The organism is Streptococcus sp. SGI.013 (assembly GCF_050315295.1).
Taxonomy (GTDB): domain Bacteria; phylum Bacillota; class Bacilli; order Lactobacillales; family Streptococcaceae; genus Streptococcus; species Streptococcus porcorum.
Window position 1 is genome coordinate 63,616 of record NZ_JBNPOS010000001.1, and the last position, 23,248, is coordinate 86,863.

The following is a 23,248-nucleotide window of genomic DNA, read 5'->3' on the forward strand; positions in this document are numbered from 1 at the left end:
ATTATTAATTTTCAAATCTTTTACTTGACAAAAATTGGTCTATACCATAAAATAAAACTATAAGTTATCGGTCTATACCAAATAGGAGGTTTTTATGAAAGTGATCGTTGTAAAGAGTCAACAAGAAGGTGCAGAGATTGCCCTTGACTTATTAAAAAATAAATTGGAAACTGGAGCGCAGGTTCTTGGCTTGGCAACTGGTTCTAGCCCAATCGAATTTTACAAAAACATTCGCCAGAGTGATTTAGATTTTTCTGAAGTGACATCTGTTAACTTGGACGAGTATGTTGGTTTGGATGAGGAGAGCGACCAATCCTACGCTTACTTTATGAAAGAACAACTCTTTTCTGCCAAACCATTTAAGAGATCTTATTTACCTAACGGTTTAGCAAGTGACGTTGCAGCTGAGGCAGAACGTTATAATCACGTATTGGCAGAGCATCCAATCGATTTCCAAATTTTGGGGATTGGTCGCAACGGCCATATTGGTTTCAACGAACCAGGTGCTTCGTTTGATGGTCAAACTCACTTAGTTGACTTGACACCGTCAACCATTGAAGCCAATGCCCGCTTCTTTGACAATCCAGAAGAAGTGCCAAAACAGGCAATCTCCATGGGCATCGCCAACATTATGGCAGCCAAAACCATTGTTCTCATGGCTTATGGCCGGGAAAAAGCTGACGCTATTAAGGCGACTGTGGAAGGTCCCGTGACAGAAGATGTCCCAGCAAGTGTCCTCCAAAACCATGATGATGTTGTCCTCATTATTGATGAAGCTGCAGCGAGTAAATTGACAAAATAAGAATTAAAAACCGACTACTATTTTGGCAGTCGGTTTTCTTTAAGATTAGAGGCTAGAACCTTTTTTGGACAAACGTCGGTGGCGGTGGGTAATTCTCACCATCAAGTAAGAACTTACAGCCAATATTGTAGCTATAAGAAGCAAATGATGTTGACTCACGACTAATAGAATAATTGTTATGAACAAATTGAGAGCGTACTGCAACCAAACCGTCTTTCCAATACGATAGAGGTCCTGATTGTAGCGACTAGTCATCAGGATTCCCAGATAGTATAGGAGGAAACCGATGAGTAGGAATGGGAATCCTAAACTAGTATGCTCACTAGGTAAGACTTCCACAGAAACTGTAAAGAAGTTTATGCCTAAAACAAGTACCATATGAGCGTAGAGTAAGGTAGCTACATTTGTCTTTTGATGGTGGTTGATATTGAGGTAGGTTTGCGAAATGTAAAACATAAAGGAGAAAGCCATTGCCAAGAACAATATAACGCTGTCGAACAGATGCGTCTGAATCGGATAATTTTTCAAAATTGCAATGACCGTCTCACCAAAGGTAATGATCGTAATCAACTGGCAGCGTTCAACGATATGAGGAAAGTTCATCACATCATGGCTGAGTTTATCTTTGAACAAGTAAGAAATCACAAATGGAATGTAGAAAACTAATAAACTTTTTTCATCGTAAGTCCAGACATTCAAAGCCATGGCAATACAGGACAGGAGAAAGATAAGGATATAAGCTCCGTACATGTATAGACTATTTTTAATATCATTAGTAAAACCGATACGTTTCCCACGTAGATAATACTGAAGTGAAATTAGCCCATAGGCTAGGCTGATAAAAATAAAAAATGGTAGAGCAGTCTGCTCAAAATCATTACTAAAGTTTAGAGATAACTGCCCTACTACAAACATAGAAGCAATGATAGTGTAAATATCTAGACCATCTCTTTCACCATACTTGTTGAGGTAGATAGTCTCATTTAAAAAGAGAGGCTGTCACCTCCCTTTTGGTTCTAAAGTGTCCAATCTAAATCAGGCCCTACAGGAACAATGCCAGTTGGGTTGATTGTCTTATGGCTACCGTAGTAGTGCTGTTTGATATGGTCGAAGTTCACCGTTTCTGCAATGCTAGCGTAATTGTAAATCCGCTTGGTATAATCCCATAAGTTTGGATAGTCCACCAAAGCTTTAATATTGCACTTGAAATGTCCAAAATATACAGGGTCAAATCGCACCAAGGTGGTAAAGAGACGAAGGTCAGCCTCGGTTAATTGATTGCCAACTAGATAGTCCTTATCTACTAAATGTTCTTCCAATTTATCCAAGGCAGCAAAGAGATTCTTGACTTCTTTGTCGTAAACGTTTTGATTAGTTGAAAAACCTGCCTTGTAAACGCCATTGTTGATGTTTGGATAGACAAAGTCATTCATGGCATCAATCTCAGCTTGTAGGTGTTCTGGATAGTAGTCGTCATGATTGCCCGTAATATCATTAAAGGCACTGTTGAACATCCGCATGATTTCAGCAGATTCATTGCTGACGATGGTATTAGTTTTCTTATCCCAAAGGACAGGAACGGTCACCCGACCAGAATAGTGTGGGTCAGCTTTCAAATAAACTTGATAAAGATAGTCGCTGTTAAAGAGGGTATCCTTGATAACACCAGGACCATCTTCAAAGGTCCAGCCATTTTCTAACATGAGGGGATGAACGACAGAAAGCGAGATATGCTCTTCCAAGCCCTTCAATTTTCGCATAATAAGCGTTCGGCTAGCCCAAGGACAAGCCAGAGAAACGTAGAGATGGTAGCGACCCGACTCAGCCTTAAAACCACCTGTTCCTGTCGGACCCGCTTGTCCATCAGGTGTAATCCAGTTACGAAATTGTGTGACAGTACGGACAAACTTGCCACCTGTTGACTTGGTATCATACCATTTGTCCACCCATCTGCCATCTTGTAAAAGTCCCATAAGTTAACTCCTTTATTATATTACTAATTAGTATTATATTACATTTCATCCCTTAGACAAGGCTTATGTTTGTGTGTTAGAATAGAGAGTATGAGATTGGATAAATGTTTGGAAAAAGCGGGACTTGGTTCACGGAATCAAGTGAAAAGGTTGTTTAAAGCAAAACAAATTCAGGTTGATGGAAAAAGGGCAACGCGGCTTAGTCAGATTGTAGATCCAAATCTACAAGATATTACTGTTTCTGGAAAAACTATTGAGCTTGAGCCAGCAGTTTATTATCTCCTAAATAAACCAGCTGGTGTTGTCACAGCTGTCTCAGATAAAAAGCACCAAACAGTGATTGATTTGATAGATAAAAAAGATTTCCGTCAAGGGCTTTATCCGATTGGCCGTCTAGATCGTGATACGGAAGGTTTATTACTTCTAACCAATAATGGTCCGTTAGGCTATCGAATGCTACACCCAAAACATCATGTGAAAAAGACCTATGAGCTGGTAGTTAATGGCCTTTTAGCAGATGATGCCGTAGGCTTTTTTGCAAAAGGGGTGAGATTTTTAGATGGTAGGGTTTGTCAGCCAGCAGAGTTGAAGATTTTAGAGGCTAATGTTCAAGAAAGCAGAGCCTTTATCACAATTTCAGAAGGAAAATTTCATCAAGTGAAAAAAATGTTCTTAGCTTATGGTGTAAAAGTGATTTTTTTGAAACGGGTCAGCTTTGGAGGTTTTAGGTTAGATCCGAGTTTGCAAGTAGGAGATTATCGCCCCTTAAACGATGAAGAGCAACTTCTTTTAAAGACTTATTTGGATTAATTTTCGAATAAAGTGAGTAAGGAGGGGTCTATGTTACAAGCAAGAAATCAGAAAGGACAGATGATCAACTTACTACAAGAGATTCCTGCCAAAAGGCAGGAATTTTTCTGTCCACTTTGTCAAAATCCTGTTCGCTTGCGACAAGGCGAGGTGATGCGTGCGCATTTTGCTCATGTTTCTCTTAAAAACTGTCACTTTTTTTCTGAAAATGAAAGTCAAGAACACCTTGCTTTAAAAGAAATGCTATATCAGGTTTTATTAGCCAAAGGAGAGGAGGCCGCCTTAGAAGCTCCGATTAAAGAAGTGTCACAAGTTGCAGATGTCCTTGTTAATCATCGTATTGCTCTAGAGGTTCAATGCAGTCGTCTATCCTTGAAACGATTAAAAGAACGGACACTTGCTTATCACCAAGCGGGTTACTATGTTTGTTGGCTTTTAGGGAAAGAACTTTGGTTAAAAGATAAGTTGACGTCTCTTCATCGTCATCTACTTTATTTTTCTAAAAATATGGGATTTTATCTCTGGGAGTTAGACCTTGATTTTTCTCAGATTCGATTAAAATATCTTATTCATGAGGACTTGCGTGGAAAGGTTCATTACTTGGAGAAATCTTGGAGCTTATCTGATTTTTCACTTGCTGTTTTACGCCTACCTTTTTTAAAACAGCCGTTATCTTTTTTAGAGGTAAAGGTAGATAAGGGGATTAAAACTTATATTCAGCGCCAGCTTTTTTATGGTTCAAAACGCTGGTTAAAAGAACAGGAGGCCTGTTATCTTAAAGGACAAAATCTGTTAAACCAAGACCTTAATGCTTTTTTCCCGCAAGTCAGACCTCCCTCTCTTGAGGCTGGTTTTTTGCAAGTACAAGAGCAAATCGGGTGGTATTATCAACATTTTTTGACTTATTATCAGCGTCAAAAGGAAAAACAAAGGCAAATCCTCTATCCACCAGCTTTTTATGATAAAATAAAATGATAATAATCATCCGTTTGATGCGGCTAAAGGAGGACAACATGTCAGAAAATCGCGCACATTTGAAGGAAAAGGATACTTGGGATTTAACCACTATTTTTGCGACAGATCAGGATTGGGAGCAGGCACTTGAGGATTTAGCGAGTGAATTGGAGAAGGCTGCAGACTTTGAAGGACACCTTTTAGATTCCGCGGCCTCTCTTTTGAAGATCACACAGACAGAGCTAGATGTGGAGCGTCGGTTGGAAAAACTCTATGTTTATGCTTCTATGAAAAATGATCAGGATACAACTGTTGCTAAATATCAAGAATATCAAGCTAAGGCCATGAATCTTTATGCTCAATGTAGTCAGGCTTATGCTTTTTATGAGCCAGAATTAATGGCACTAACACAAGAAAAATTGGCTGACTTTATAGCAGAAGAGCAGGAGCTTGCTCTTTATGCTCACTTTTTTGAAAAACTGCTGAGTAAAAAAGCCCATATTTTAAGCAAAGAAGCAGAAGAGCTACTAGCAGGGGCAGAAGAAATATTTAGTGCTGCAGGAGAAACCTTTGAAATCTTAGATAATGCAGATATTAGCTTTCCATATGTACCAGATGGTGAGGGTGATTTGATTGAGTTGACTCATGGCAACTACATTCGTTTGATGGAGTCTAAGGATCGTATGGTTCGTCAAGAAGCTTATGAAGCCATGTATGGTATTTATGAGCAATATCAACATACTTATGCTAAAACCCTACAAACCAATGTAAAAGTACATAACTATAAAGCTAAGGTTCGTCAATACGATTCGGCTCGTCAGGCAGCTTTATCGAGCAACCATATTCCAGAGGCGGTTTATGAGACGTTGATTGAAACTGTTAATCGCCACTTGCCTTTACTGCATCGTTATATCAAGCTACGTCAAGAGATTTTGGGACTAGATGAGCTTAAGATGTACGATGTTTATACCCCGTTAGCTGAGACGGATTATCACTTTACCTATAACGAGGCTTTGAAAAAAGCAGAACAAACCTTGTCTATTTTTGGAGAAGAGTATGCCAGTCGTGTCAAACGTGCTTTTAATGAACGGTGGATTGATGTCTATGAAAATAAAGGAAAACGTTCAGGAGCTTATTCAGGGGGATCTTATGATACTAATGCCTTTATGCTCTTAAACTGGCAAGACACCTTGGATAATCTTTTTACCTTGGTGCATGAAACAGGGCATAGCCTACATTCGACTTTTACGCGTGAAAATCAACCCTATGTTTATGGAGATTATAGTATCTTTTTAGCTGAGATTGCTTCCACAACTAATGAAAATATTTTAACCGAAACCTTGTTAAAAGAAATCAAGGATGAAAAATTACGTTTTACCATCCTCAACAATTACCTTGACGGTTTCAGAGCAACGGTCTTTCGTCAAACACAATTCGCAGAGTTTGAGGACTTGATCCATCAAGCTGATCAAGAAGGAGAGGTCTTAACCAGTGAGTATCTTAGCGAGTTATACGCAACTTTAAATGAAAAATATTATGGTCTTTCTGCCCAAGAAAATCCCCAAATTCAGTTTGAATGGGCTAGAATTCCACATTTTTACTATAATTATTATGTTTATCAGTATGCTACTGGATTTGCAGCAGCAAGTTACCTAGCAGAAAAAATAGTTCATGGAAGTGCAGAGGATAAAGAGCGCTACTTAGACTACCTAAAAGCAGGAAATTCTGATTATCCCCTCAATGTGATTAAAAAAGCGGGTGTGGATATGTTAGATGCCACGTATCTTGATGAGGCTTTTGCAGTCTTTGAAAAACGCTTGATGGAGTTAGAGACCTTAGTTGCAAAAGGGATTCGCTAAGGTTTTAAAAATGAGATTATAGGAGTGTGAGGAAGTAAAGTAAATCCCCTTATTTTCCAAACACTCCTTTTATCAAGAAAAGGAGATGCTATGCCCCTTAATTTTATTTGGGATTTGGATGGGACCCTTTTAGATTCTTATGGTGCTATTATGAAGGCACTGGAGGCAACTTATTACCATTATCAATGGGAGTTTGATGATAAAATGATTTTGGCTTTTATCCTAAACGAGTCGGTGGGGGCATTATTAAAAGATAAGGCTAGGCTTGAAAATGTAGATGAGCAAATGGTGAAAAGCTATTATTCTACTGATTTAAAAACAAGAGACCAAGAAATTCAGCTAATGTCTGGAGCGCGTGAGATTTTAGATTGGACTAAAGAGCGGGGAATAACGAATTTCATCTATACCCATAAAGGAGATAATACCTTCTCTGTTTTGAAGCAACTGGACTTGGAGTCTTATTTTACAGAAGTTGTTACAGGAGATTCAGGTTTTAAGCGCAAACCTCACCCAGAAGCTTTAGACTATTTAATCCAGACTCACCACTTGGATAAAAACAAGACCTACTACATTGGAGATCGTAAATTAGATATGGAAGCAGCATTGCAAGCAGGTATCTTTAGTCTTAACTTAAAGGAAGTTAGTCAAGGTAAAAACCAAAAAATAAAGAACTTGTTAGATATTAAAATCCGAACATTATGATGTATTTTTACAGAAAACGTAAAGGAAACGCTTTCTGGTTAAAATGATAGAGTTTTTAAATCAGGTGTGATAACCTTTATATACGAACGTTTCGCGAAGGTGAAACTAAAAAGGTTCGTCAAAGGAGAAGTGGTGAAGAAAACTAATCGTTATTTAGTGGCTGCAGCAGGGGTGACCTTGCACTTGATGTTGGGCTCAACTTATGCTTGGAGTGTCTATCGTAATCCTATTATGGCTGAAACAGGATGGGATCAATCAGCGGTGGCCTTTGCTTTTAGCTTGGCAATCTTTTGCTTAGGTTTATCTGCTGCCTTTATGGGACAGTTGGTGGAAAAATTTGGTCCCAGAGTGACAGGGACCATTTCAGCTATCCTATATGCTGCTGGAAATATTTTAGCTGGTTTTGCACTAGATCACCATTCCCTTCCTCTACTTTATCTAGGGTATGGGATTTTAGGTGGCATGGGATTGGGTGCTGGCTATATTACCCCTGTATCAACCATTATCAAATGGTTTCCAGATAAGCGAGGTTTGGCAACAGGTTTAGCCATTATGGGATTTGGCTTTGCGTCCTTGTTAACAAGTCCTATCGCTCAATATTTGTTATCTCATATTGGTCTAGCGAATACTTTTTATAGTTTTGGGCTACTTTATCTACTGGTCATGTTAGTGGCTGCGCAGTTTATTGTTAGACCAAGGCAGGAAGATTTAAAAGCCTTTGGAAATTATGGGCGCTCTGGAGAGAGTCAACGAGTAGTTGGCGAAGGAGTTCTAGCCAAAGAAGCTATTAGACGTCCCTCCTTTTATTTACTTTGGAGTCTTTTATTTATCAATATCAGTTGTGGTTTGGGACTTATCTCGGCTGCCTCACCGATGGCTCAAGAAATGACAGGAATGTCAGCAGAATCTGCGGCTTTGATGGTGGGAGTACTTGGCATCTTTAATGGGTTTGGTCGCTTGCTATGGGCAAGTTTATCGGATTATATTGGCCGTCCCTTGACGTTTAGTCTCTTGTTTATCGTAAATCTTTTCTTATCAGCTTTACTTTTAGTCTCGCAGATTCAACCGATTTTTATTTTTGCAATGGCAATTCTTATGACTTGTTATGGTGCAGGGTTTTCTTTACTTCCAGCTTACTTAAGTGATCTATATGGGACCAAACAACTGGCTATTTTACATGGTTATAGTTTAACTGCTTGGGCTTTGGCGGGATTAGTAGGGCCTGTTCTTTTATCCTGGACCTTTAGTCTATCAGGAACTTATATGACGACCCTATATGTCTTTATTGCTTTATATGCTTTAGGGATAATTTTCTCTTTTTATTTGGGAAGAAGTCTCAAAAAATAGGCAAACAAAGGCTGTTGCTCAGGCGCAGCTTTTTGTTTTGAAAAAAATAACGAATAATAAGAGTAGAGGGATGAAAAAATAGCAAGAAGGTTGTATAATAAAGAAATGGTTAAATCATATAGTAAAAATGCAAATCATAATATGCGTCGTCCTGTTGTTAAAGAAGAAGTGGTTCGCTATATGCGCCACCACCTAGCACAAAATAAGGGATATTTAGAAGTTTTAGAGTCTTTTGCCAAAACAGAAAATATACCGATTATCCCACATGAAACAGTGGCTTATTTTAGATTTTTAATGCAAACTTTGAAGCCCAAAAAGATTTTAGAGATTGGGACAGCCATCGGTTTTTCAGCACTTTTGATGGCGGAGTATGCACCTGAAGCAGAAATTGTGACCATTGATCGTAATCCAGAGATGATTGGTTTTGCTAAAGAAAATTTTGCAAAGTATGACACACGTCAACAGATTCGTTTGGTAGAAGGTGATGCAGCAGAGGTTTTAGCTGATTTAGAGGCAGGTTTTGATTTTGTCTTTATGGATTCTGCAAAATCAAAGTATATTGTTTTCTTGCCTGAGATCCTAGAGCGGCTAGAAGTTGGTGGTGTGGTGGTTTTAGATGACATTTTCCAAGGTGGTGATATCGCAAAACCGATTGAAGAGGTTCGACGTGGACAACGGACTATTTATAGAGGACTTCATAAACTTTTTGATGCGACCTTGGACAATCCTTCTTTGACGGCTACCTTAGTTCCTCTAGGAGATGGTTTGTTGATGCTTCGTAAAAATTCTGAACAAGTGACTTTATTAGATTAAGTCAATTTTAAGAAAATATGCTATAATAAGACAGTTAATGTAAAAAGGAGTTAAAACTAAATGAAATTAAGAAAAAAATGGGCAGCAGGTCTGGTAACGTTACTTTCTGTAACAACCTTAGCAGCGTGTAGTTCAACAGACAACGCTAATAAAGACATTGTCACAATGAAAGGTGATACAATTAAAATCACTGATTTTTACAATGAAGCTAAGACAACTTCAGCTGCTCAACAGTCTATGTTAACCTTGATCATGAGTAAAGTGTTTGAGGAGCAGTATGGTGATAAGGTTTCTGATAAAAAAGTAACAGAAGCTTATAATAAGACAGCGGAATCTTATGGTGATTCCTTCTCAGCAGCACTGGCTCAAGCAGGAATGACAGTAGAAGCATATAAACAGCAGATTCGCACAACCATGTTAGTAGAGTATGCTGTTGAGCAAGCTGCTAAAAAAGAATTAACCACAGAAAACTATAAAGCGGCTTACACTGAATACAACCCTGAAGTAACAGCTCAAATTATCAAACTAGATAGTGAAGATAAGGCTAAGGAAGTTCTTGAAAAAGCTAAAGCAGATGGCGCAGACTTTTCTAAGCTAGCTAAAGAAAACTCAATAGATTCTGCGACTAAAGATAAGGGTGGCGAAGTGAAGTTTGATTCAGCTTCAACAGATGTGCCAGCAGATGTTATGTCAGCAGCCTTCAAGTTAAAAGAAGGTGAAGTATCTGATGTCATCACTGTAGTAGACAGTTCAACTTATACAACAAGTTATTATATTGTGAAACTCACAAAAGCTGGTGAAAAAGATACAGATTGGAAAACTTACAAATCACAACTTAAGAAAATCATTATGAATGAAAAAACAAGTGATACCAATTTCCAAAATACTGTTATCGCAGCAGCCCTTAAAAAAGCTAACGTGAAGATTAAAGACGATGCCTTCTCATCGATCTTATCACAATATACAACAACAAGCTCCTCAAGTAGCTCTTCAAGCTCATCATCAAGTAGCGCATCAAGTGCTTCATCTTCTGAAACAAGCTCATCCTCAACAGAAGCATCAAGCACAACAGAAAGCTCATCATCAGCTGAGTAAGTAGTTGACGAAAGTTTAAAAAGTCTCTATAATAGAGTGGTTGAGAATTGATTTTTCATCCCTTTACTTCAGAAAACTGGCGGTTGTTGCGAGCCAGGTAAAGCGAAAAGTCATGCTACTTAACCTTACAATTGCATCATAAAAGAGAATGACAAGTCATTGAATGAAGGTGGTACCGCGGTTTTTCGCCCTTCGTTTAGTTTCTTGTCATTTTTTGGAGAGTGTGATAAGCCACTTTAAGTGAGACAAGATTTTACCTCTAGTGGTGAAAGGTTTAATCTTCACGACAGTCATAATCAGCTAGTAACTGAAATCTCCAAAGCTCTTTTTTACTTGATATCTCATGACATCGTAATCGTTGATGTCATGGAAGATTCTTTCAACTAAATTTATCACTTATGAAAGGAAAGGTTCAATTTAGCAGGTTAGTTAAATTGAACCCGCCCGAAAGGCTTACTTCTTTCTAACAACAACTTTTCAAAAATATCTAAACGAAAGGAAAGGGTATCGAGTTCATGTTGAAATGAACTCGGGTTACGGACTTTGTCAAAAAGAGAAACACTTCCTAGACGCAAGCGTCTTCATCAAGTTTCCTATTTTGACGTTGTCCGCTTAACACCCTTAGTATCTTAGTTGAACTTAGGCTACGGACTTCTCTACTAAATTTATCACTTATGAAAGGAAAGATTCGATTTAACTGTTCTGTTGAATTGAACCCGCCCGAAAGGCTTACTTCTTTCTAACAATAACTTTTCAAAAATATCTAAACGAAAGGAAAGGGTATCGAGTTCATGTTGAAATGAACTCGGGTTACGGACTTTGTCAAAAAGAGAAACGCTTCCTAGACGCAAGCGTCTTCGTCAAGTTTCCTATTTTGACGTTGTCCGCTTAACCCCCTTAGTATCTTAATTATGAAACAATTATCATCTGCACAAATCCGCCAAATGTGGCTCGACTTTTGGAAATCAAAAGGACATTCTGTTGAGCCATCTGCTAATCTTGTACCCGTCAATGATCCAACTCTTCTTTGGATCAACTCTGGTGTGGCGACGTTGAAAAAATATTTTGATGGCTCTGTTATCCCAGACAATCCACGCATTACCAATGCTCAAAAATCAATCCGTACTAACGATATTGAAAATGTCGGAAAAACTGCTCGCCACCATACCATGTTTGAAATGCTTGGAAACTTCTCAATTGGTGATTATTTCCGTGATGAAGCGATTGAGTGGGGATTTGAGCTTTTAACTAGCCCAGAATGGTTTGCTTTTCCTAAAGACAAGCTTTATATGACTTACTATCCAGATGATAAAGATTCTTACAACCGTTGGTTAGCCCTTGGGGTGGATCCTAGTCATTTGATTCCCCTCGAGGAGAACTTCTGGGAAATTGGTGCGGGTCCTTCAGGTCCTGATACTGAAATTTTCTTTGACCGTGGCGAAGCTTTTGACCCAGAAAATATCGGCATTCGTTTGCTAGAAGAAGATTTGGAAAATGATCGCTACATCGAAATCTGGAATATCGTATTATCTCAGTTTAATGCTGATCCAGCTGTTCCACGTTCAGAATACAAAGAATTGCCAAATAAAAATATTGATACGGGTGCTGGTTTGGAGCGTCTAGCAGCCATCTTCCAAGGGGCTAAAACCAACTTTGAAACAGACCTCTTTATGCCGATTATTCGTGAGGTAGAAAAGATTTCCGGTAAGACTTACGACCAAGATGGCGACAACATGAGCTTTAAAGTGATTGCTGACCATATCCGTGCCCTTTCCTTTGCGATTGGTGATGGCGCTCTTCCTGGAAATGAAGGGCGTGGTTATGTGCTTCGTCGTTTGCTCCGTCGTGCTTCTATGCATGGTCAAAAATTAGGCATTACAGAGCCGTTCTTGTATAAACTTGTGCCAACGGTTGGTCAAATCATGGAAAGCTACTATCCAGAAGTTCTTGAAAAACGTGATTTTATCGAAAAAATCGTTAAAAGTGAAGAAGAGTCCTTTGCACGCACTATCCATACAGGGTCACAATTTGCTGAACAATTGATGGATAAATTAACAACTGAAGGTAAGACAGTTATTGATGGGCGTGATATTTTCAAACTTTACGATACTTATGGTTTCCAAGTAGAGTTGACTGCTGAGCTGGCTGAACACCGAGGTATGACACTTGATATCGCTGGCTTTGAAGCCGCTATGAAGGAACAGCAAGACCGTGCGCGTGCTTCAGTCGTAAAAGGTGGCTCAATGGGAATGCAAAACGAAACCCTGGCAGCTATTACAGAAGCTTCAACTTTTGTTTACGAAGCAGACCAATTAGATGCGACTTTATCCGTTCTTGTGGTTGATAATAGTCGTGTAGAAAACACTAACTCAGGTCAAGCCCTTCTTGTCTTTGATCAAACACCGTTTTATGCTGAAATGGGTGGTCAAGTAGCAGACCATGGTCAAATTTTGGATGCAGAAGGTCAATTAGTGGCTCGCATCACTGATGTTCAAAAAGCCCCTAATGGACAGCCACTTCACACTGCTGAGGTTTTATCAGAGATCAAGGTGGGAGAAACTTACCATTTGGCTATTGATACAACTCGTCGTCACCGTGTGATGAAAAACCATACTGCCACACACTTGTTGCATGCAGCCCTTCACAATGTGATTGGTCAACATGCGACTCAGGCAGGTTCTCTTAATGAACAAGAGTTTCTACGCTTTGACTTTACGCACTTTGAGGCAGTGACTGCAGAAGAACTTCGTCGCATCGAAGAAGAAGTGAACCAAAAGATCTGGGATGCTATTCCAGTTGTGACAGTAGAAACAGATATTGACACTGCTAAAGAAATGGGAGCAATGGCACTCTTTGGCGAAAAATATGGTAAAGAAGTTCGTGTGGTGACTATTGGTGATTACTCTGTCGAACTCTGTGGTGGTACCCATGTTGGTAATACGGCAGAAATCGGAATCTTTAAGATTTTGAAAGAAGAAGGAATCGGATCAGGAACACGACGTATTGTAGCGGTGACTAGCCGTGAAGCCTTCTTGGCTTATCGTGACGAGGAAGATGCCCTTAAAGAAGTGGCAACGACCATCAAATCCCCTCAAATCAAAGAAGTGCCAAATAAAGTGGCAAGCCTTCAAGAGCAGTTACGTGACTTACAAAAAGAAAATGCTGAGCTAAAAGAAAAAGCAGCAGCAGCAGCGGCTGGTGATGTCTTTAAAGATGTGAAAGAAGCTAATGGTGTTCGTTACATTGCTAGCCAAGTTCAAGTCTCAGATGCAGGCGCCCTCCGTACTTTTGCAGATAATTGGAAGCAAAAAGACTATTCTGATGTCCTTGTCCTTGTAGCAAGCATCGGTGAAAAAGTGAATGTCCTTGTCGCAAGTAAAACCAAAGATGTTCATGCTGGTAATCTTATCAAGGTTCTTGCCCCAATCGTATCAGGTCGCGGTGGTGGTAAGCCAGATATGGCCATGGCAGGTGGTTCTGATGCCTCTGCTATCCCAACGCTATTAAACAGCGTAGCAGAGAACTTATAATATCATGAATGCATATCTCTTTGTTAGAGTAACTAACAAGGGATATCTTTCTATTATAATGTGAGGAATAAGTATGGAACACATAAAAGATATTTGGCAAGAGATGTATGAGAAAGCAAAAGGTCACTATGATCCGCATTATGTCTCGCCTTTCATTTATTCAAATCATGTCGTTGCTGCCATTGAAGCTGAAAATGGGAAAATTTATACTGGTTATTGCTTTGAGGCAACTAGTGGTGTCTTTCACCTTTGTGCAGAGCGATCAGCAGCCTTTAATATGTTTCAAGATAGTGGTCAGACAGCAATAAAACGTATCATAGCATTTCGAGATCAAGCTCCCTTTGGAGAGGGGTCGGGAATGCCTTGTGGAGCTTGCCGTGAATTTTTGATGCAGCTGTCGGCTGATAATGTACAAACAGAAATCATGCTTGATTTTGATAAACGAGAAATCATCAAACTAGGAGAGCTCATGCCTTACTGGTGGGGTGCAGAGCGTATGCAAGCTGGTATCGACAATTTAGAATAATTCCTAAACTCTTTTATCCTATGGGTAAAGGAGTTTTTTGTATAATACATAGGTCTTACACCAAACTCCATTAGGAGTTTGGTTTTTTCTTTGGCTTATGATAAAATGAAGAAAATTTATCAGAAAATAAGTAAATTAGATTTCGAAAACTTTTGCCTTACTTTAGAAAAATACTATTTTACTATCCTTTTTTTCTTCAAGTATAAGAAGTATGAAAAAAAGACAAACTTTAAAAAGTAGTTTGTCTTTTCTGTTTCTTAACCTATGAGCGAGGTTTATTCTTGGTTATCGAAAGTTTATTCGGCTTTAGTGGCAGAATAAGATTGAATATTTAATTCAAAACTTTTTGCTTTTCGTTCAAAATCCGTAAATTCAAGTCGTGTCTTAGTATTTTTTTTCCAATTTTTTGGTGTAATGTATGTTGAATAATAATTAACATCATCAGAATCTTTTAAGGTAACCTGTATATAAAGCTCTTCGATATTATAGTCAGTAGTATTTTCTACTACAGAGTAATATGTAGTAGAGTACTCATTTGATTTTTCTTGATCAATTTCAAATTTTATAGGAGATATTAGTGCGTTTAACGCTTCTTCTTTCTCGCTATTACTTTTTACCTCTCGCCCTTGAGCTAATAGTTCTTTTAGAGTTTCTGTATCTTTGACTGGTATTTCTTGGATATTTTGTATATCACTTACAATTGAATATCTTTTATTTTGATGTTTAGCCCAAGAAGTATCCCAAGATGATGATCCATATTCTTTTGTAATTTCTAAGCCATTTTTTAATTCATTTATGTAGCTAATAGCTAGTTCTTTTAATTTATCATTTTTAAATTTTTTATCTTGATAGCCATCAACTTCTTTAAGTTCATGTTTTAGTAAATTTTCATAATTAGCAGCACTTTCTACATTTAATTTGGAATCGTTCCATCGATTATCAAGACCTTTAGCTAAAGAGGTAATAAACTCATTGTCGTAAGTTTTATTAGAATTATTAGTTGTGGAGGTACAGCCACTAACAAGAATAACAGATAATAAAAAGATAAGTATTTTCCTAAACATATTAACTCCTTTTTCATAAAAACTATACTATCATTATACAATAAATGGTAATGGTTAACAATAGAAGGTATATATAAATACACGCCATACGCATGAAGAAAATGCATGTAACCATTTTCTTGTCACATGCATTTTTTCAATTTATTTTCATAGTTTTTATATTTAGTCATGAGTAATTCCTCAAATTCAGACTAATTATAGCATAAATTTTTGCTAAAAAACTGTATAAAATATGAAAATATGTTTTCTGAAAACAGTATTTTCTTCATGCGTTTGTCGTGTATATAAATATGGGAACCCTTTTGATATTCTTAGTAAGAATCGATACACTTCAAGAGGTGAGATGGGATTAGGGCTTCTCTACTTGGTCATTTATAAGAGTGAAAAATCCAGTTTAACTGGATTTTTTGTATTTTTATACAAAAAACGTTGACATTTGTATAAAAATGATATAAACTATTCTGCATAAACATTCTAAGAGAGGTATAAATATGAAAGTGTCAGTTGTGGGAGTAACAGGATATAGTGGTTTAGAATTAGTAAAGATACTGGAGAATCACCCTAATGCTGAATTGGTTTCTGTTTATGCCACTAAAGAGGTTGGTCAGGAGTTGTCGTATATTTATCCACATTTAGATGAGGTAACAACCTTAAAAGTAGAGGCTTTTGATGCAGAAAAAATAATGTCAGAAGCAGACTTGGTCTTTTTTGCCACTCCAAGTGGTATTGCAAAAGATTATGCGCACTATTTTGTTGAAGCTGATTTTCCTTTTATTGACTTATCAGGTGACCATAGACTTCCTGCTGATATTTATCAAAAATGGTATCAAAAAACGCCAGCTAAAACGGAGGTCTTAGAGCAGTTTACCTATGGTTTGTCTGAGTTTACTGACTTGAAAGGCAAACATCACATTGCGAATCCAGGTTGCTATGCAACTGCTACTGAATTAGCACTCATTCCTCTCTTAAAAGCACAAGTGATTGATTTAGAATCCATTATTGTTGATGCCAAGAGTGGTTTAAGTGGAGCAGGGAAAAATCCAACCAGTGCCAGTCATTTTGTTCATGTGCATGATAACTATGTCACTTACAAGCTAAACCAGCATCAGCATATCCCAGAAATCGTTCAGACATTGCAGAGTTATGAACCCAACTTATCCCATATCCAATTTTCAACTTCCTTAATACCTGTGGCACGTGGCATTGTAGCTACCTTATATTTAAAATTAACCGCAGATTTAACAGAAAATGAGCTTTTAGAGATTTATCAAAAAGCTTACGCGGATAAGCCTTTTGTCCGTGTGAAATCCCACCTTCCTCATCTGCACCATGTGATTGGTTCGAACTATACTGACATTGGCTTATCTTACAATCCTCTCACTCAAGTGCTGACGGTCGTTGCTGTGCTTGATAATCTTGTCAAAGGGGCAGCAGGTCAAGCTGTTCAAAATATGAATCTGATGTTTGGCTTTGACGAAACTGCAGGCTTGTTGGCAGCGCCAGCTTTTATCTAAAGGAGAAAAAAATGAAACTTATTGATGGTAATATTGCCAGTCCGCTGGGTTTTTCAGCAGATGGTTTGCATGCAGGATTTAAAAAGAGAAAATTGGATTTTGGTTGGATTGTTTCTGAAGTGCCAGCCAGTGTAGCAGGTGTTTATACGACCAACCGAGTTATTGCTGCCCCTCTTATCGTTACCAAGCAAGCTCAGCAGCAAGAAAAGATGCAGGCTATTGTCGTAAACTCAGGTGTTGCCAATTCCTGTACTGGTCAAAAAGGACTAGAAGATGCCTCCACCATGCAAGAGTGGACTGCTAAAAAATTAGGTATTGCAAACGATTTGGTTGGGGTTGCTTCAACAGGTGTTATTGGCGAGTTTTTACCACTGGATAAGCTAGAAAATGGCTTATCTAAGATTGTGGTTAATGGCAATGCAGATGATTTTGCTCAAGCAATCTTGACAACAGATACGGTCACAAAGACCATCACAGTTGAAGAGACATTTGGAAAAGATGTGGTGACCATGTCAGGAGTGGCTAAAGGATCAGGGATGATTCATCCTAATATGGCTACCATGCTCGCTTTTATTACCTGTGATGCTAATATTTCAAGTCAGACCCTACAAAAAGCTCTCAGTCAAGAGGTTGAAACAACATTTAATCAAATCACGGTTGATGGTGATACGTCAACTAATGATATGGTCCTTATCTTATCTAATGGTTGCACCCAAAATCAAGAAATCATTGAAGGAACAGAAGACTATGATCGCTTTGTGGCGATGTTGCATGTTGTGATGACTGATTTGGCTAAAAAGATTGCAAAAGATGGCGAAGGGGCAACCAAGCTGATTCAAGTTGATGTGACAGGAGCTAAGGACAGTCTGTCAGCTCGTATGGTGGCAAAAAGTATAGTGGGATCTAGTTTGGTGAAAACCGCCATTTTTGGTGAGGATGCCAACTGGGGACGCATCATCGCAGCTATTGGTTATGCTGGTGTGGATCTGGATGTGGAGAGAATTGATATTGCACTAGAGCATCTTCCTGTGATGATCCAATCTAGTCCTGTCAGCTTTGATCAAGAGGAGATGGAGGAGGTCATGCAAAAAGATCAGATCACCATCTCTGTTAATCTCAATTCTGGTTCGGAGAGTGGGCGAGCTTGGGGATGTGATTTATCTTATGATTATGTCAAAATCAATGCCTTGTATCGCACTTAGGAGGAAAGATGAAAGAAACAATTGTGATTAAAATTGGGGGAATAGCGAGTCAACAATTACCCCCTGACTTTGTTCAAGACATCAAAGAGTGGCAAGCAGCTGGCAAACAAGTGATGATTGTACATGGTGGTGGCTTTGCGATCAATAAAATGATGCAAGAAGAGGGGATTTCGGTTGAAAAGGTTGATGGATTGCGCGTGACCAGTAAAAGAGCTATGCAGCTGGTGGAGAAAGCTTTATTTGATCTCGGAGAAAAGCTCACAGCCAGTCTCTTAAAAGCTGATTGTGACGTTATCCAACTCCAAAGCAACTTGGAAAAACTCTTTGAGGCAGATTTTTTAAATCAGGATAAGTATGGCTATGTGGGTCAGATCAATCAAGTCCATGTGCCTGTTTTAGAGAAGTTTTTTAAGGCAGGTCTGATCCCTGTGATCGCCTCTATGGCAGCAAAAGGTGGGGAGTGGCTAAATGTCAATGCTGACTATGTTGCAACAGCACTTGCCATTGCTGTTAAAGCAGACCAACTCATCTTGATGACAGATGTTCCTGGTGTCAAAGAAAATGGTCAAGTCTTAGCACAGTTACCCCTGCATCAAATTGATCAGAAAATCAACTCAGGCATCATCACAGGTGGTATGGTTCCAAAAATCAAAGGAGCTAGCCAAACGGTAGAAGCAGGCGTACAAACCGTCTTAATCAGCGATAACCTCAAAACAGGAACCTTAATTTGTCAAGCTTAGGAGAAGATATGAGTAAATTATTTCAAAACTACAAACGTGATGCGATTGAGTTTGTCAAAGCTAAAGGCAATACCCTCTATGATCAAGAAGGAAAGCCCTATCTTGATTTTTCATCTGGGATTGGCGTGACCAATCTTGGTTTTCATCCTTTGGTAAAAAAAGCTGTCGCAGAGCAGTTAGAAGCCATCTGGCACACCCCTAACCTCTACCACAATCAGCTACAAGAAGAAGTAGCCAGTCGCTTAATTGGTGACAAAGACTACCTTGCCTTTTTTTGTAATAGTGGAGCAGAGAGTAATGAAGCAGCGATCAAATTAGCCCGAAAAGCAACCAACAAATCTCAGATCATCACCTTTAAGCAGTCCTTTCATGGAAGGACTTATGGAGCAATGTCTGCGACGGGGCAAGAAAAGATTCAAGTGGGTTTTGCTCCCTTAGTGTCAGGTTTTTCCTATGCTACCTATAACGACCTTTCCTCTGTCAAAGCCTTGGTGACAGAGGACACTGCAGCTGTGATGTTGGAGCTGGTGCAAGGTGAGGGAGGTGTGATTCCTGCAGATGCCCAGTTTGTCAAAGACCTGGCAGATTTTTGTCAGAAAGCATCGATTCTCTTGATAGTAGATGAGGTTCAGACTGGTATCGGACGGACAGGAAGCTTATATGCTTTTGAGCAATATGGGATTTTACCAGATATTGTGACCTTAGCCAAAGGCTTGGGAAATGGTTTACCAGTCGGTGCCATGTTAGGTAAGACAGCTTTAAGCTCTGCTTTTTCCTACGGTAGTCATGGCACTACCTTTGGAGGAAACAAAGTAGTTTTAGCTAGCAGTCAAAAGGTTCTAGACATTTTAACCCCTGACTTTTTAGATGAGGTTGGTCAAAAAGCAGCCTACCTCAAAACTCAGTTAGAAGAGCGTCTTTCCTCTTATGACAGTGTTAGTGCCATTCGAGGGATGGGGATGATGATTGGGATTAAGACAACTAAAGACCTTTCTCAAGTCTTAGATGAGGCTAGGAAAAAAGGGCTTATTCTCCTAACAGCAGGAAGCGATGTGATCCGCCTTTTACCCCCTCTTACTATTAGTAGGTCCGAGATAGACTCAGCACTTGAGGTTTTAGAGGACGTTTTGTCTTAAAAGAGACTTCATAGATGATTAAAAATATGATAAAATAGTTGTCAAACTAAGACCATAAAAGGAGAGCCTCATGCTCAGAAACCTTGTAACACTATATATATATATATCAACGCCTATCGGCTAAACGAATCATCTCATCTATTAAAAACAACCTGTCAGAAATGGCAGGCTTTTTGCGTTGTCAAAAGGAGGTGGTCTAGATGCCAGCTCAGCCATTAACTAGTGAAGTTCAGTTTGAAGCCGAGTTGATTCGTCAGCTGATTACAGGTGACAGTCAGTGGGTCTATCGCCCAGACTTGACCACAGAAGAGCAACTTTGGGACAACTTCTTTGACAAGCTAGAAGCTAACAACGTCCGCCTCCTATCTGACCATCCCTTGACCGAGCAAGAAAAGCATCAGATTAAAAACCAGCTAAACTTTGTCAATTTCTACGAGGCGGCCAAGTGGTTAGCAGGTGAAAACGGCATCGCCAAAGTTCAAGTACAACGTGAAGATGCTAGCTTAGGTATCGTTCGTTTGGAGGTCATTTGGCGCCACAATGTCGCAGGTGGCAAGTCTAGCTATGAAGTTGTCCACCAAGTTGTGACCAAAGGAGAGGCCAATCGTCAACGACGAGGTGATGTGACGCTCTTAATCAATGGTCTGCCCATGATTCAGATTGAGCTGAAAAGCCGTTCTCATCCGTTTATGGATGCCTTTCGTCAGATTAAAAAATACGAAAAAGAAGGACAGTTTAGAGGGATTTTCTCAAGCCTCCAGATGTTTGTGGTCTCAAACATCAATGAAACCCGCTACATTGCAGCGGCTAAAGAAACCAAGCTCAACGACCGCTTTCTCACCAAGTGGGTAGATAAGAATAACCAAGCCCAACCTCATCTTTTTGACTTTGCCCAAGGGGTCTTGTCCATCCCGATGGCTCACCAAATGGTCATGCAGTATAGCGTGATTGATGACGATAAAAAAGCCCTGATCTTACTTCGTCCCTATCAGGTCCATGCCATCGAGGCTATTAAGGATGCTAGTCGCAACCGTCAGTCAGGTTATATCTGGCATACCACAGGCTCAGGAAAGACCCTGACCAGCTACAAGGTAGCAAGAAACCTCCTGCAGATCCCTTCTATCGAAAAGACGATTTTTGTCATTGATAGGACTGACCTTGACCAGCAGACCACAGCAGCCTTTTTGTCTTACGCTGAAAATGACATGATCGATATTGACGAGACTGATGATACCAAGCACTTGATCAAAAACCTGGCCTCAGAAGATCGACGTGTGGTGGTGACTACCATCCAAAAGCTTAATGCCATGTTACGTCAGTTTGAGGAAGGCCGCCACCAAAAGTCTTATCAGCGAATTAAAACGCTCAAGCTGGCCTTTGTGGTCGATGAGTGCCACCGTGCAGTGACACCAGAGCGAAAGCGGATCCTAGAGCAGTTCTTTGTCAACTCTCTCTGGTATGGCTTTACAGGCACGCCCATCTTTAAGGAAAACAAACGGGAACAAAAAGGTGACTTGGCACAGACCACCAAGGATCAGTATGGGCCTTGCTTACATGAATACACCGTCAAAGAAGCCATTCATGACCGAGCGGTCTTAGGTTTTCAAGTGGAGTACCAGACTACTCTTCCAACTTGGGCAGAAGAGGACATTGAAGATCATTTTTATGATGATGAAGACCACATGCTTAGGGTATTGGATGCGATATTAAACAAGTCCAAGCGCAAGCTCGGTTTTCAAAACGGTGTCGGAAAGACCTATGAGGGGCTTTTGACAGTTAAGTCAATCGCGCGTGCTCAGGCTTACTATGAGCTGATCCAAAAGGTTAAGGCAGGACAAAGCAAGCTTACTATCTCTGAGTCCAGCAAAAAAGTCCTTCCAGACTTTCCAAAGGTTGCCATCACTTACTCCGTAACGGAAAACGATGATAGCTCCATGCTTAACCAAGAGCAGATGACAAAGAGTTTGGACGACTACAATGCCATGTTTGGCACCCACTTTAGCTTAGCCTCCTTAGGAGCTTATAACACCGATCTCAACGAACGCTTGGCACGAAAAAAAGACAAGTATGCCTTTCGTGAGGAGCAACTGGATCTGGTTATCGTGGTGGATCGCCTGTTGACAGGATTTGATGCGCCTTGCTTATCGACCATCTTTATGGACAGGCAACCTATGAAGCCTCAGCACATCATCCAAGCCTTTTCACGGACCAATCGTCTCTTTGATGAGGGCAAGAAGTTTGGGCAGATCGTTACCTTCCAAACGCCGCAGCGCTTCAAGGAAAAAGTTGATGAGGCGCTAAGCCTTTACTCAAATGGTGGAGAGCATGCTGTCCTTGCGCCAACTTGGTTGGAAGAAAAAGCCAAGTTTGAAGAAAAGGTAGCGGGGCTTCTAGCTATTTCTCCAAGCCCAGAAGAAACCCCAGACCTAGATAGTAGCTCAGATGCTGAGCTAAAGCGTTTTGCTAAGGCATTTCAGGAGTTTGATAAGCTCTTTGCCTCGGTTCAAGTCTATGCCGATTATGATGAAGCTACCCTCCTTCAAGAAGTTGGACTGACACGTGACACCATAGAGGACTTCACCGCCCAGTACCAAAATATCATCGACGAACTCAGACGCCGCCGTCAAGAAGATGATGACGATGAGCTTCCTATCGATATCGAGTACGAGCTGGAGTCTGTCCGTACAGACGAGATCAACTACCACTATATCATCTCCCTCATCCAAAGCTTGCTGGATCAAAAACGACAAGCTATCCCAGAAAAAGAGAAGCAGCTGGTGGACAACTACATCGCCGACTTGGACAAGACCAATCCCAAACTCTCCCAACTCATCTCAAAAATCTGGCAGGAAGCCCAGACCAATACTCAAGATTACAAGGGCCAATCCATCGCCCACAAGCTAGACGAGATGATTGACCTAACCATCCGTGAGCAAGTCGTATCCACTGCACAAGATTGGTGTGTTGGTGAAGACGAGCTCCAGTTTATCGTGGACAACTACCGAGTCGGCAAGGACAAGCAAATCGGAGAAAAAGCCCTTGTTGATACCTACGACTATACAAGCTACAAGGAAAACAAGGGCGACCAAGCCCTCAACAAGCTTAAATACAAAAAAGCCCTCAAAGAGGACTATATGACCATGATCGCGCAAGACATCCTACCATTGAGGGGGAGATAAGA

The 23,248-nt window shown here is 39.9% G+C and carries 18 protein-coding genes; 15 read left to right on the forward strand and 3 right to left on the reverse strand.

All coding sequences use genetic code 11. The features are described from left to right. Window positions 1-94: 94 nt before the first annotated feature. On the forward strand, window positions 95-802 hold the full coding sequence (nagB, locus tag ACQRDX_RS00290; protein ID WP_427893543.1) for a glucosamine-6-phosphate deaminase: 708 nt from the start codon (window positions 95-97) through the stop codon (window positions 800-802). A 45-nt stretch (window positions 803-847) separates the two neighbouring features. Here nagB and ACQRDX_RS00295 read toward each other — a convergent pair whose 3' ends face one another. Both ACQRDX_RS00295 and ACQRDX_RS00300 read right to left on the reverse strand, forming a co-directional pair. Beyond that, on the reverse strand, window positions 848-1,777 hold the full coding sequence (locus ACQRDX_RS00295; protein WP_427893626.1) for a low temperature requirement protein A: 930 nt from the start codon (window positions 1,775-1,777) through the stop codon (window positions 848-850). Between the two features lie 41 nt (window positions 1,778-1,818). Beyond that, a complete protein-coding gene (locus ACQRDX_RS00300) occupies window positions 1,819-2,775 on the reverse strand; it encodes a glutathione S-transferase family protein (RefSeq protein ID WP_427893545.1) in 957 nt (318 codons plus the stop codon). 90 nt (window positions 2,776-2,865) lie between these two features. On the opposite strand from ACQRDX_RS00300, the gene ACQRDX_RS00305 reads away from it, so the two are divergent. From ACQRDX_RS00305 to ACQRDX_RS00345, 9 genes are all read left to right on the forward strand, one after another. Next, window positions 2,866-3,585, forward strand: a complete 720-nt coding sequence (locus ACQRDX_RS00305; protein WP_427893547.1) for a pseudouridine synthase — start codon at window positions 2,866-2,868, stop codon at window positions 3,583-3,585. A gap of 30 nt (window positions 3,586-3,615) precedes the next feature. Further along, window positions 3,616-4,560 (forward strand): competence protein CoiA, encoded by a 945-nt coding sequence (locus ACQRDX_RS00310; RefSeq protein ID WP_427893549.1) that lies wholly within the window; start codon window positions 3,616-3,618, stop codon window positions 4,558-4,560. 38 nt (window positions 4,561-4,598) lie between these two features. Further along, on the forward strand, window positions 4,599-6,398 hold the full coding sequence (pepF, locus tag ACQRDX_RS00315; protein WP_427893551.1) for an oligoendopeptidase F: 1,800 nt from the start codon (window positions 4,599-4,601) through the stop codon (window positions 6,396-6,398). A gap of 90 nt (window positions 6,399-6,488) precedes the next feature. Further along, a complete protein-coding gene (locus ACQRDX_RS00320) occupies window positions 6,489-7,100 on the forward strand; it encodes an HAD-IA family hydrolase (protein WP_427893553.1) in 612 nt (203 codons plus the stop codon). Between the two features lie 186 nt (window positions 7,101-7,286). Then, entirely contained in the window at window positions 7,287-8,447 is a 1,161-nt protein-coding gene (locus tag ACQRDX_RS00325; protein WP_427893628.1) for an L-lactate MFS transporter, read from the forward strand. 105 nt (window positions 8,448-8,552) lie between these two features. Next, the gene (locus ACQRDX_RS00330; protein ID WP_427893555.1) at window positions 8,553-9,260 is read left to right on the forward strand and encodes an O-methyltransferase; all 708 of its coding nucleotides are present in this window, start codon (window positions 8,553-8,555) and stop codon (window positions 9,258-9,260) included. 60 nt (window positions 9,261-9,320) lie between these two features. Beyond that, entirely contained in the window at window positions 9,321-10,355 is a 1,035-nt protein-coding gene (gene prsA / locus ACQRDX_RS00335) for a peptidylprolyl isomerase PrsA (protein ID WP_427893557.1), read from the forward strand. A 911-nt stretch (window positions 10,356-11,266) separates the two neighbouring features. Continuing rightward, a complete protein-coding gene (alaS, locus tag ACQRDX_RS00340; RefSeq protein ID WP_427893559.1) occupies window positions 11,267-13,885 on the forward strand; it encodes an alanine--tRNA ligase in 2,619 nt (872 codons plus the stop codon). A 73-nt stretch (window positions 13,886-13,958) separates the two neighbouring features. Further along, entirely contained in the window at window positions 13,959-14,411 is a 453-nt protein-coding gene (locus tag ACQRDX_RS00345; RefSeq protein ID WP_427893561.1) for a cytidine deaminase family protein, read from the forward strand. 296 nt (window positions 14,412-14,707) lie between these two features. On the opposite strand, the gene ACQRDX_RS00350 is transcribed toward ACQRDX_RS00345, so the two are convergent. After that, the gene (locus ACQRDX_RS00350) at window positions 14,708-15,475 is read right to left on the reverse strand and encodes a hypothetical protein (protein ID WP_427893563.1); all 768 of its coding nucleotides are present in this window, start codon (window positions 15,473-15,475) and stop codon (window positions 14,708-14,710) included. A 491-nt stretch (window positions 15,476-15,966) separates the two neighbouring features. Here ACQRDX_RS00350 and argC point away from each other — a divergent pair, with 491 nt between their 5' ends. The 5 genes from argC (at window position 15,967) to ACQRDX_RS00375 (ending at window position 23,246) form a co-directional block, all read left to right on the forward strand. Further along, window positions 15,967-16,989: an N-acetyl-gamma-glutamyl-phosphate reductase gene (gene argC, locus ACQRDX_RS00355; RefSeq protein WP_427893565.1), complete on the forward strand. Its 1,023-nt coding sequence runs from the start codon at window positions 15,967-15,969 to the stop codon at window positions 16,987-16,989. An 11-nt stretch (window positions 16,990-17,000) separates the two neighbouring features. Further along, window positions 17,001-18,191, forward strand: a complete 1,191-nt coding sequence (argJ, locus tag ACQRDX_RS00360) for a bifunctional glutamate N-acetyltransferase/amino-acid acetyltransferase ArgJ (protein WP_427893567.1) — start codon at window positions 17,001-17,003, stop codon at window positions 18,189-18,191. A gap of 8 nt (window positions 18,192-18,199) precedes the next feature. Beyond that, complete coding sequence (gene argB / locus ACQRDX_RS00365) at window positions 18,200-18,931, forward strand: acetylglutamate kinase (RefSeq protein ID WP_427893569.1); 732 nt, start codon at window positions 18,200-18,202, stop codon at window positions 18,929-18,931. A gap of 8 nt (window positions 18,932-18,939) precedes the next feature. Next, on the forward strand, window positions 18,940-20,067 hold the full coding sequence (locus ACQRDX_RS00370; RefSeq protein WP_427893571.1) for an acetylornithine transaminase: 1,128 nt from the start codon (window positions 18,940-18,942) through the stop codon (window positions 20,065-20,067). Between the two features lie 200 nt (window positions 20,068-20,267). After that, entirely contained in the window at window positions 20,268-23,246 is a 2,979-nt protein-coding gene (locus ACQRDX_RS00375) for a type I restriction endonuclease subunit R (protein ID WP_427893573.1), read from the forward strand. Window positions 23,247-23,248: the final 2 nt, after the last annotated feature.

What these genes read in the sequence shown, in the direction of transcription:
- prsA (WP_427893557.1), top strand. Translation starts at nt 9,321, where the DNA reads ATGAAATTAAGAAAAAAATGGGCAGCAGGTCTGGTAACGTTACTTTCT.
- argJ (WP_427893567.1), top strand. Translation starts at nt 17,001, where the DNA reads ATGAAACTTATTGATGGTAATATTGCCAGTCCGCTGGGTTTTTCAGCA.
- nagB (WP_427893543.1), top strand. Translation starts at nt 95, where the DNA reads ATGAAAGTGATCGTTGTAAAGAGTCAACAAGAAGGTGCAGAGATTGCC.
- ACQRDX_RS00300 (WP_427893545.1), bottom strand. Translation starts at nt 2,775, where the DNA reads ATGGGACTTTTACAAGATGGCAGATGGGTGGACAAATGGTATGATACC.
- ACQRDX_RS00330 (WP_427893555.1), top strand. Translation starts at nt 8,553, where the DNA reads ATGGTTAAATCATATAGTAAAAATGCAAATCATAATATGCGTCGTCCT.
- ACQRDX_RS00310 (WP_427893549.1), top strand. Translation starts at nt 3,616, where the DNA reads ATGTTACAAGCAAGAAATCAGAAAGGACAGATGATCAACTTACTACAA.
- alaS (WP_427893559.1), top strand. Translation starts at nt 11,267, where the DNA reads ATGAAACAATTATCATCTGCACAAATCCGCCAAATGTGGCTCGACTTT.
- argC (WP_427893565.1), top strand. Translation starts at nt 15,967, where the DNA reads ATGAAAGTGTCAGTTGTGGGAGTAACAGGATATAGTGGTTTAGAATTA.
- ACQRDX_RS00350 (WP_427893563.1), bottom strand. Translation starts at nt 15,475, where the DNA reads ATGTTTAGGAAAATACTTATCTTTTTATTATCTGTTATTCTTGTTAGT.
- ACQRDX_RS00325 (WP_427893628.1), top strand. Translation starts at nt 7,287, where the DNA reads ATGTTGGGCTCAACTTATGCTTGGAGTGTCTATCGTAATCCTATTATG.
- ACQRDX_RS00320 (WP_427893553.1), top strand. Translation starts at nt 6,489, where the DNA reads ATGCCCCTTAATTTTATTTGGGATTTGGATGGGACCCTTTTAGATTCT.
- ACQRDX_RS00345 (WP_427893561.1), top strand. Translation starts at nt 13,959, where the DNA reads ATGGAACACATAAAAGATATTTGGCAAGAGATGTATGAGAAAGCAAAA.
- ACQRDX_RS00375 (WP_427893573.1), top strand. Translation starts at nt 20,268, where the DNA reads ATGCCAGCTCAGCCATTAACTAGTGAAGTTCAGTTTGAAGCCGAGTTG.
- ACQRDX_RS00370 (WP_427893571.1), top strand. Translation starts at nt 18,940, where the DNA reads ATGAGTAAATTATTTCAAAACTACAAACGTGATGCGATTGAGTTTGTC.
- pepF (WP_427893551.1), top strand. Translation starts at nt 4,599, where the DNA reads ATGTCAGAAAATCGCGCACATTTGAAGGAAAAGGATACTTGGGATTTA.
- ACQRDX_RS00305 (WP_427893547.1), top strand. Translation starts at nt 2,866, where the DNA reads ATGAGATTGGATAAATGTTTGGAAAAAGCGGGACTTGGTTCACGGAAT.
- argB (WP_427893569.1), top strand. Translation starts at nt 18,200, where the DNA reads ATGAAAGAAACAATTGTGATTAAAATTGGGGGAATAGCGAGTCAACAA.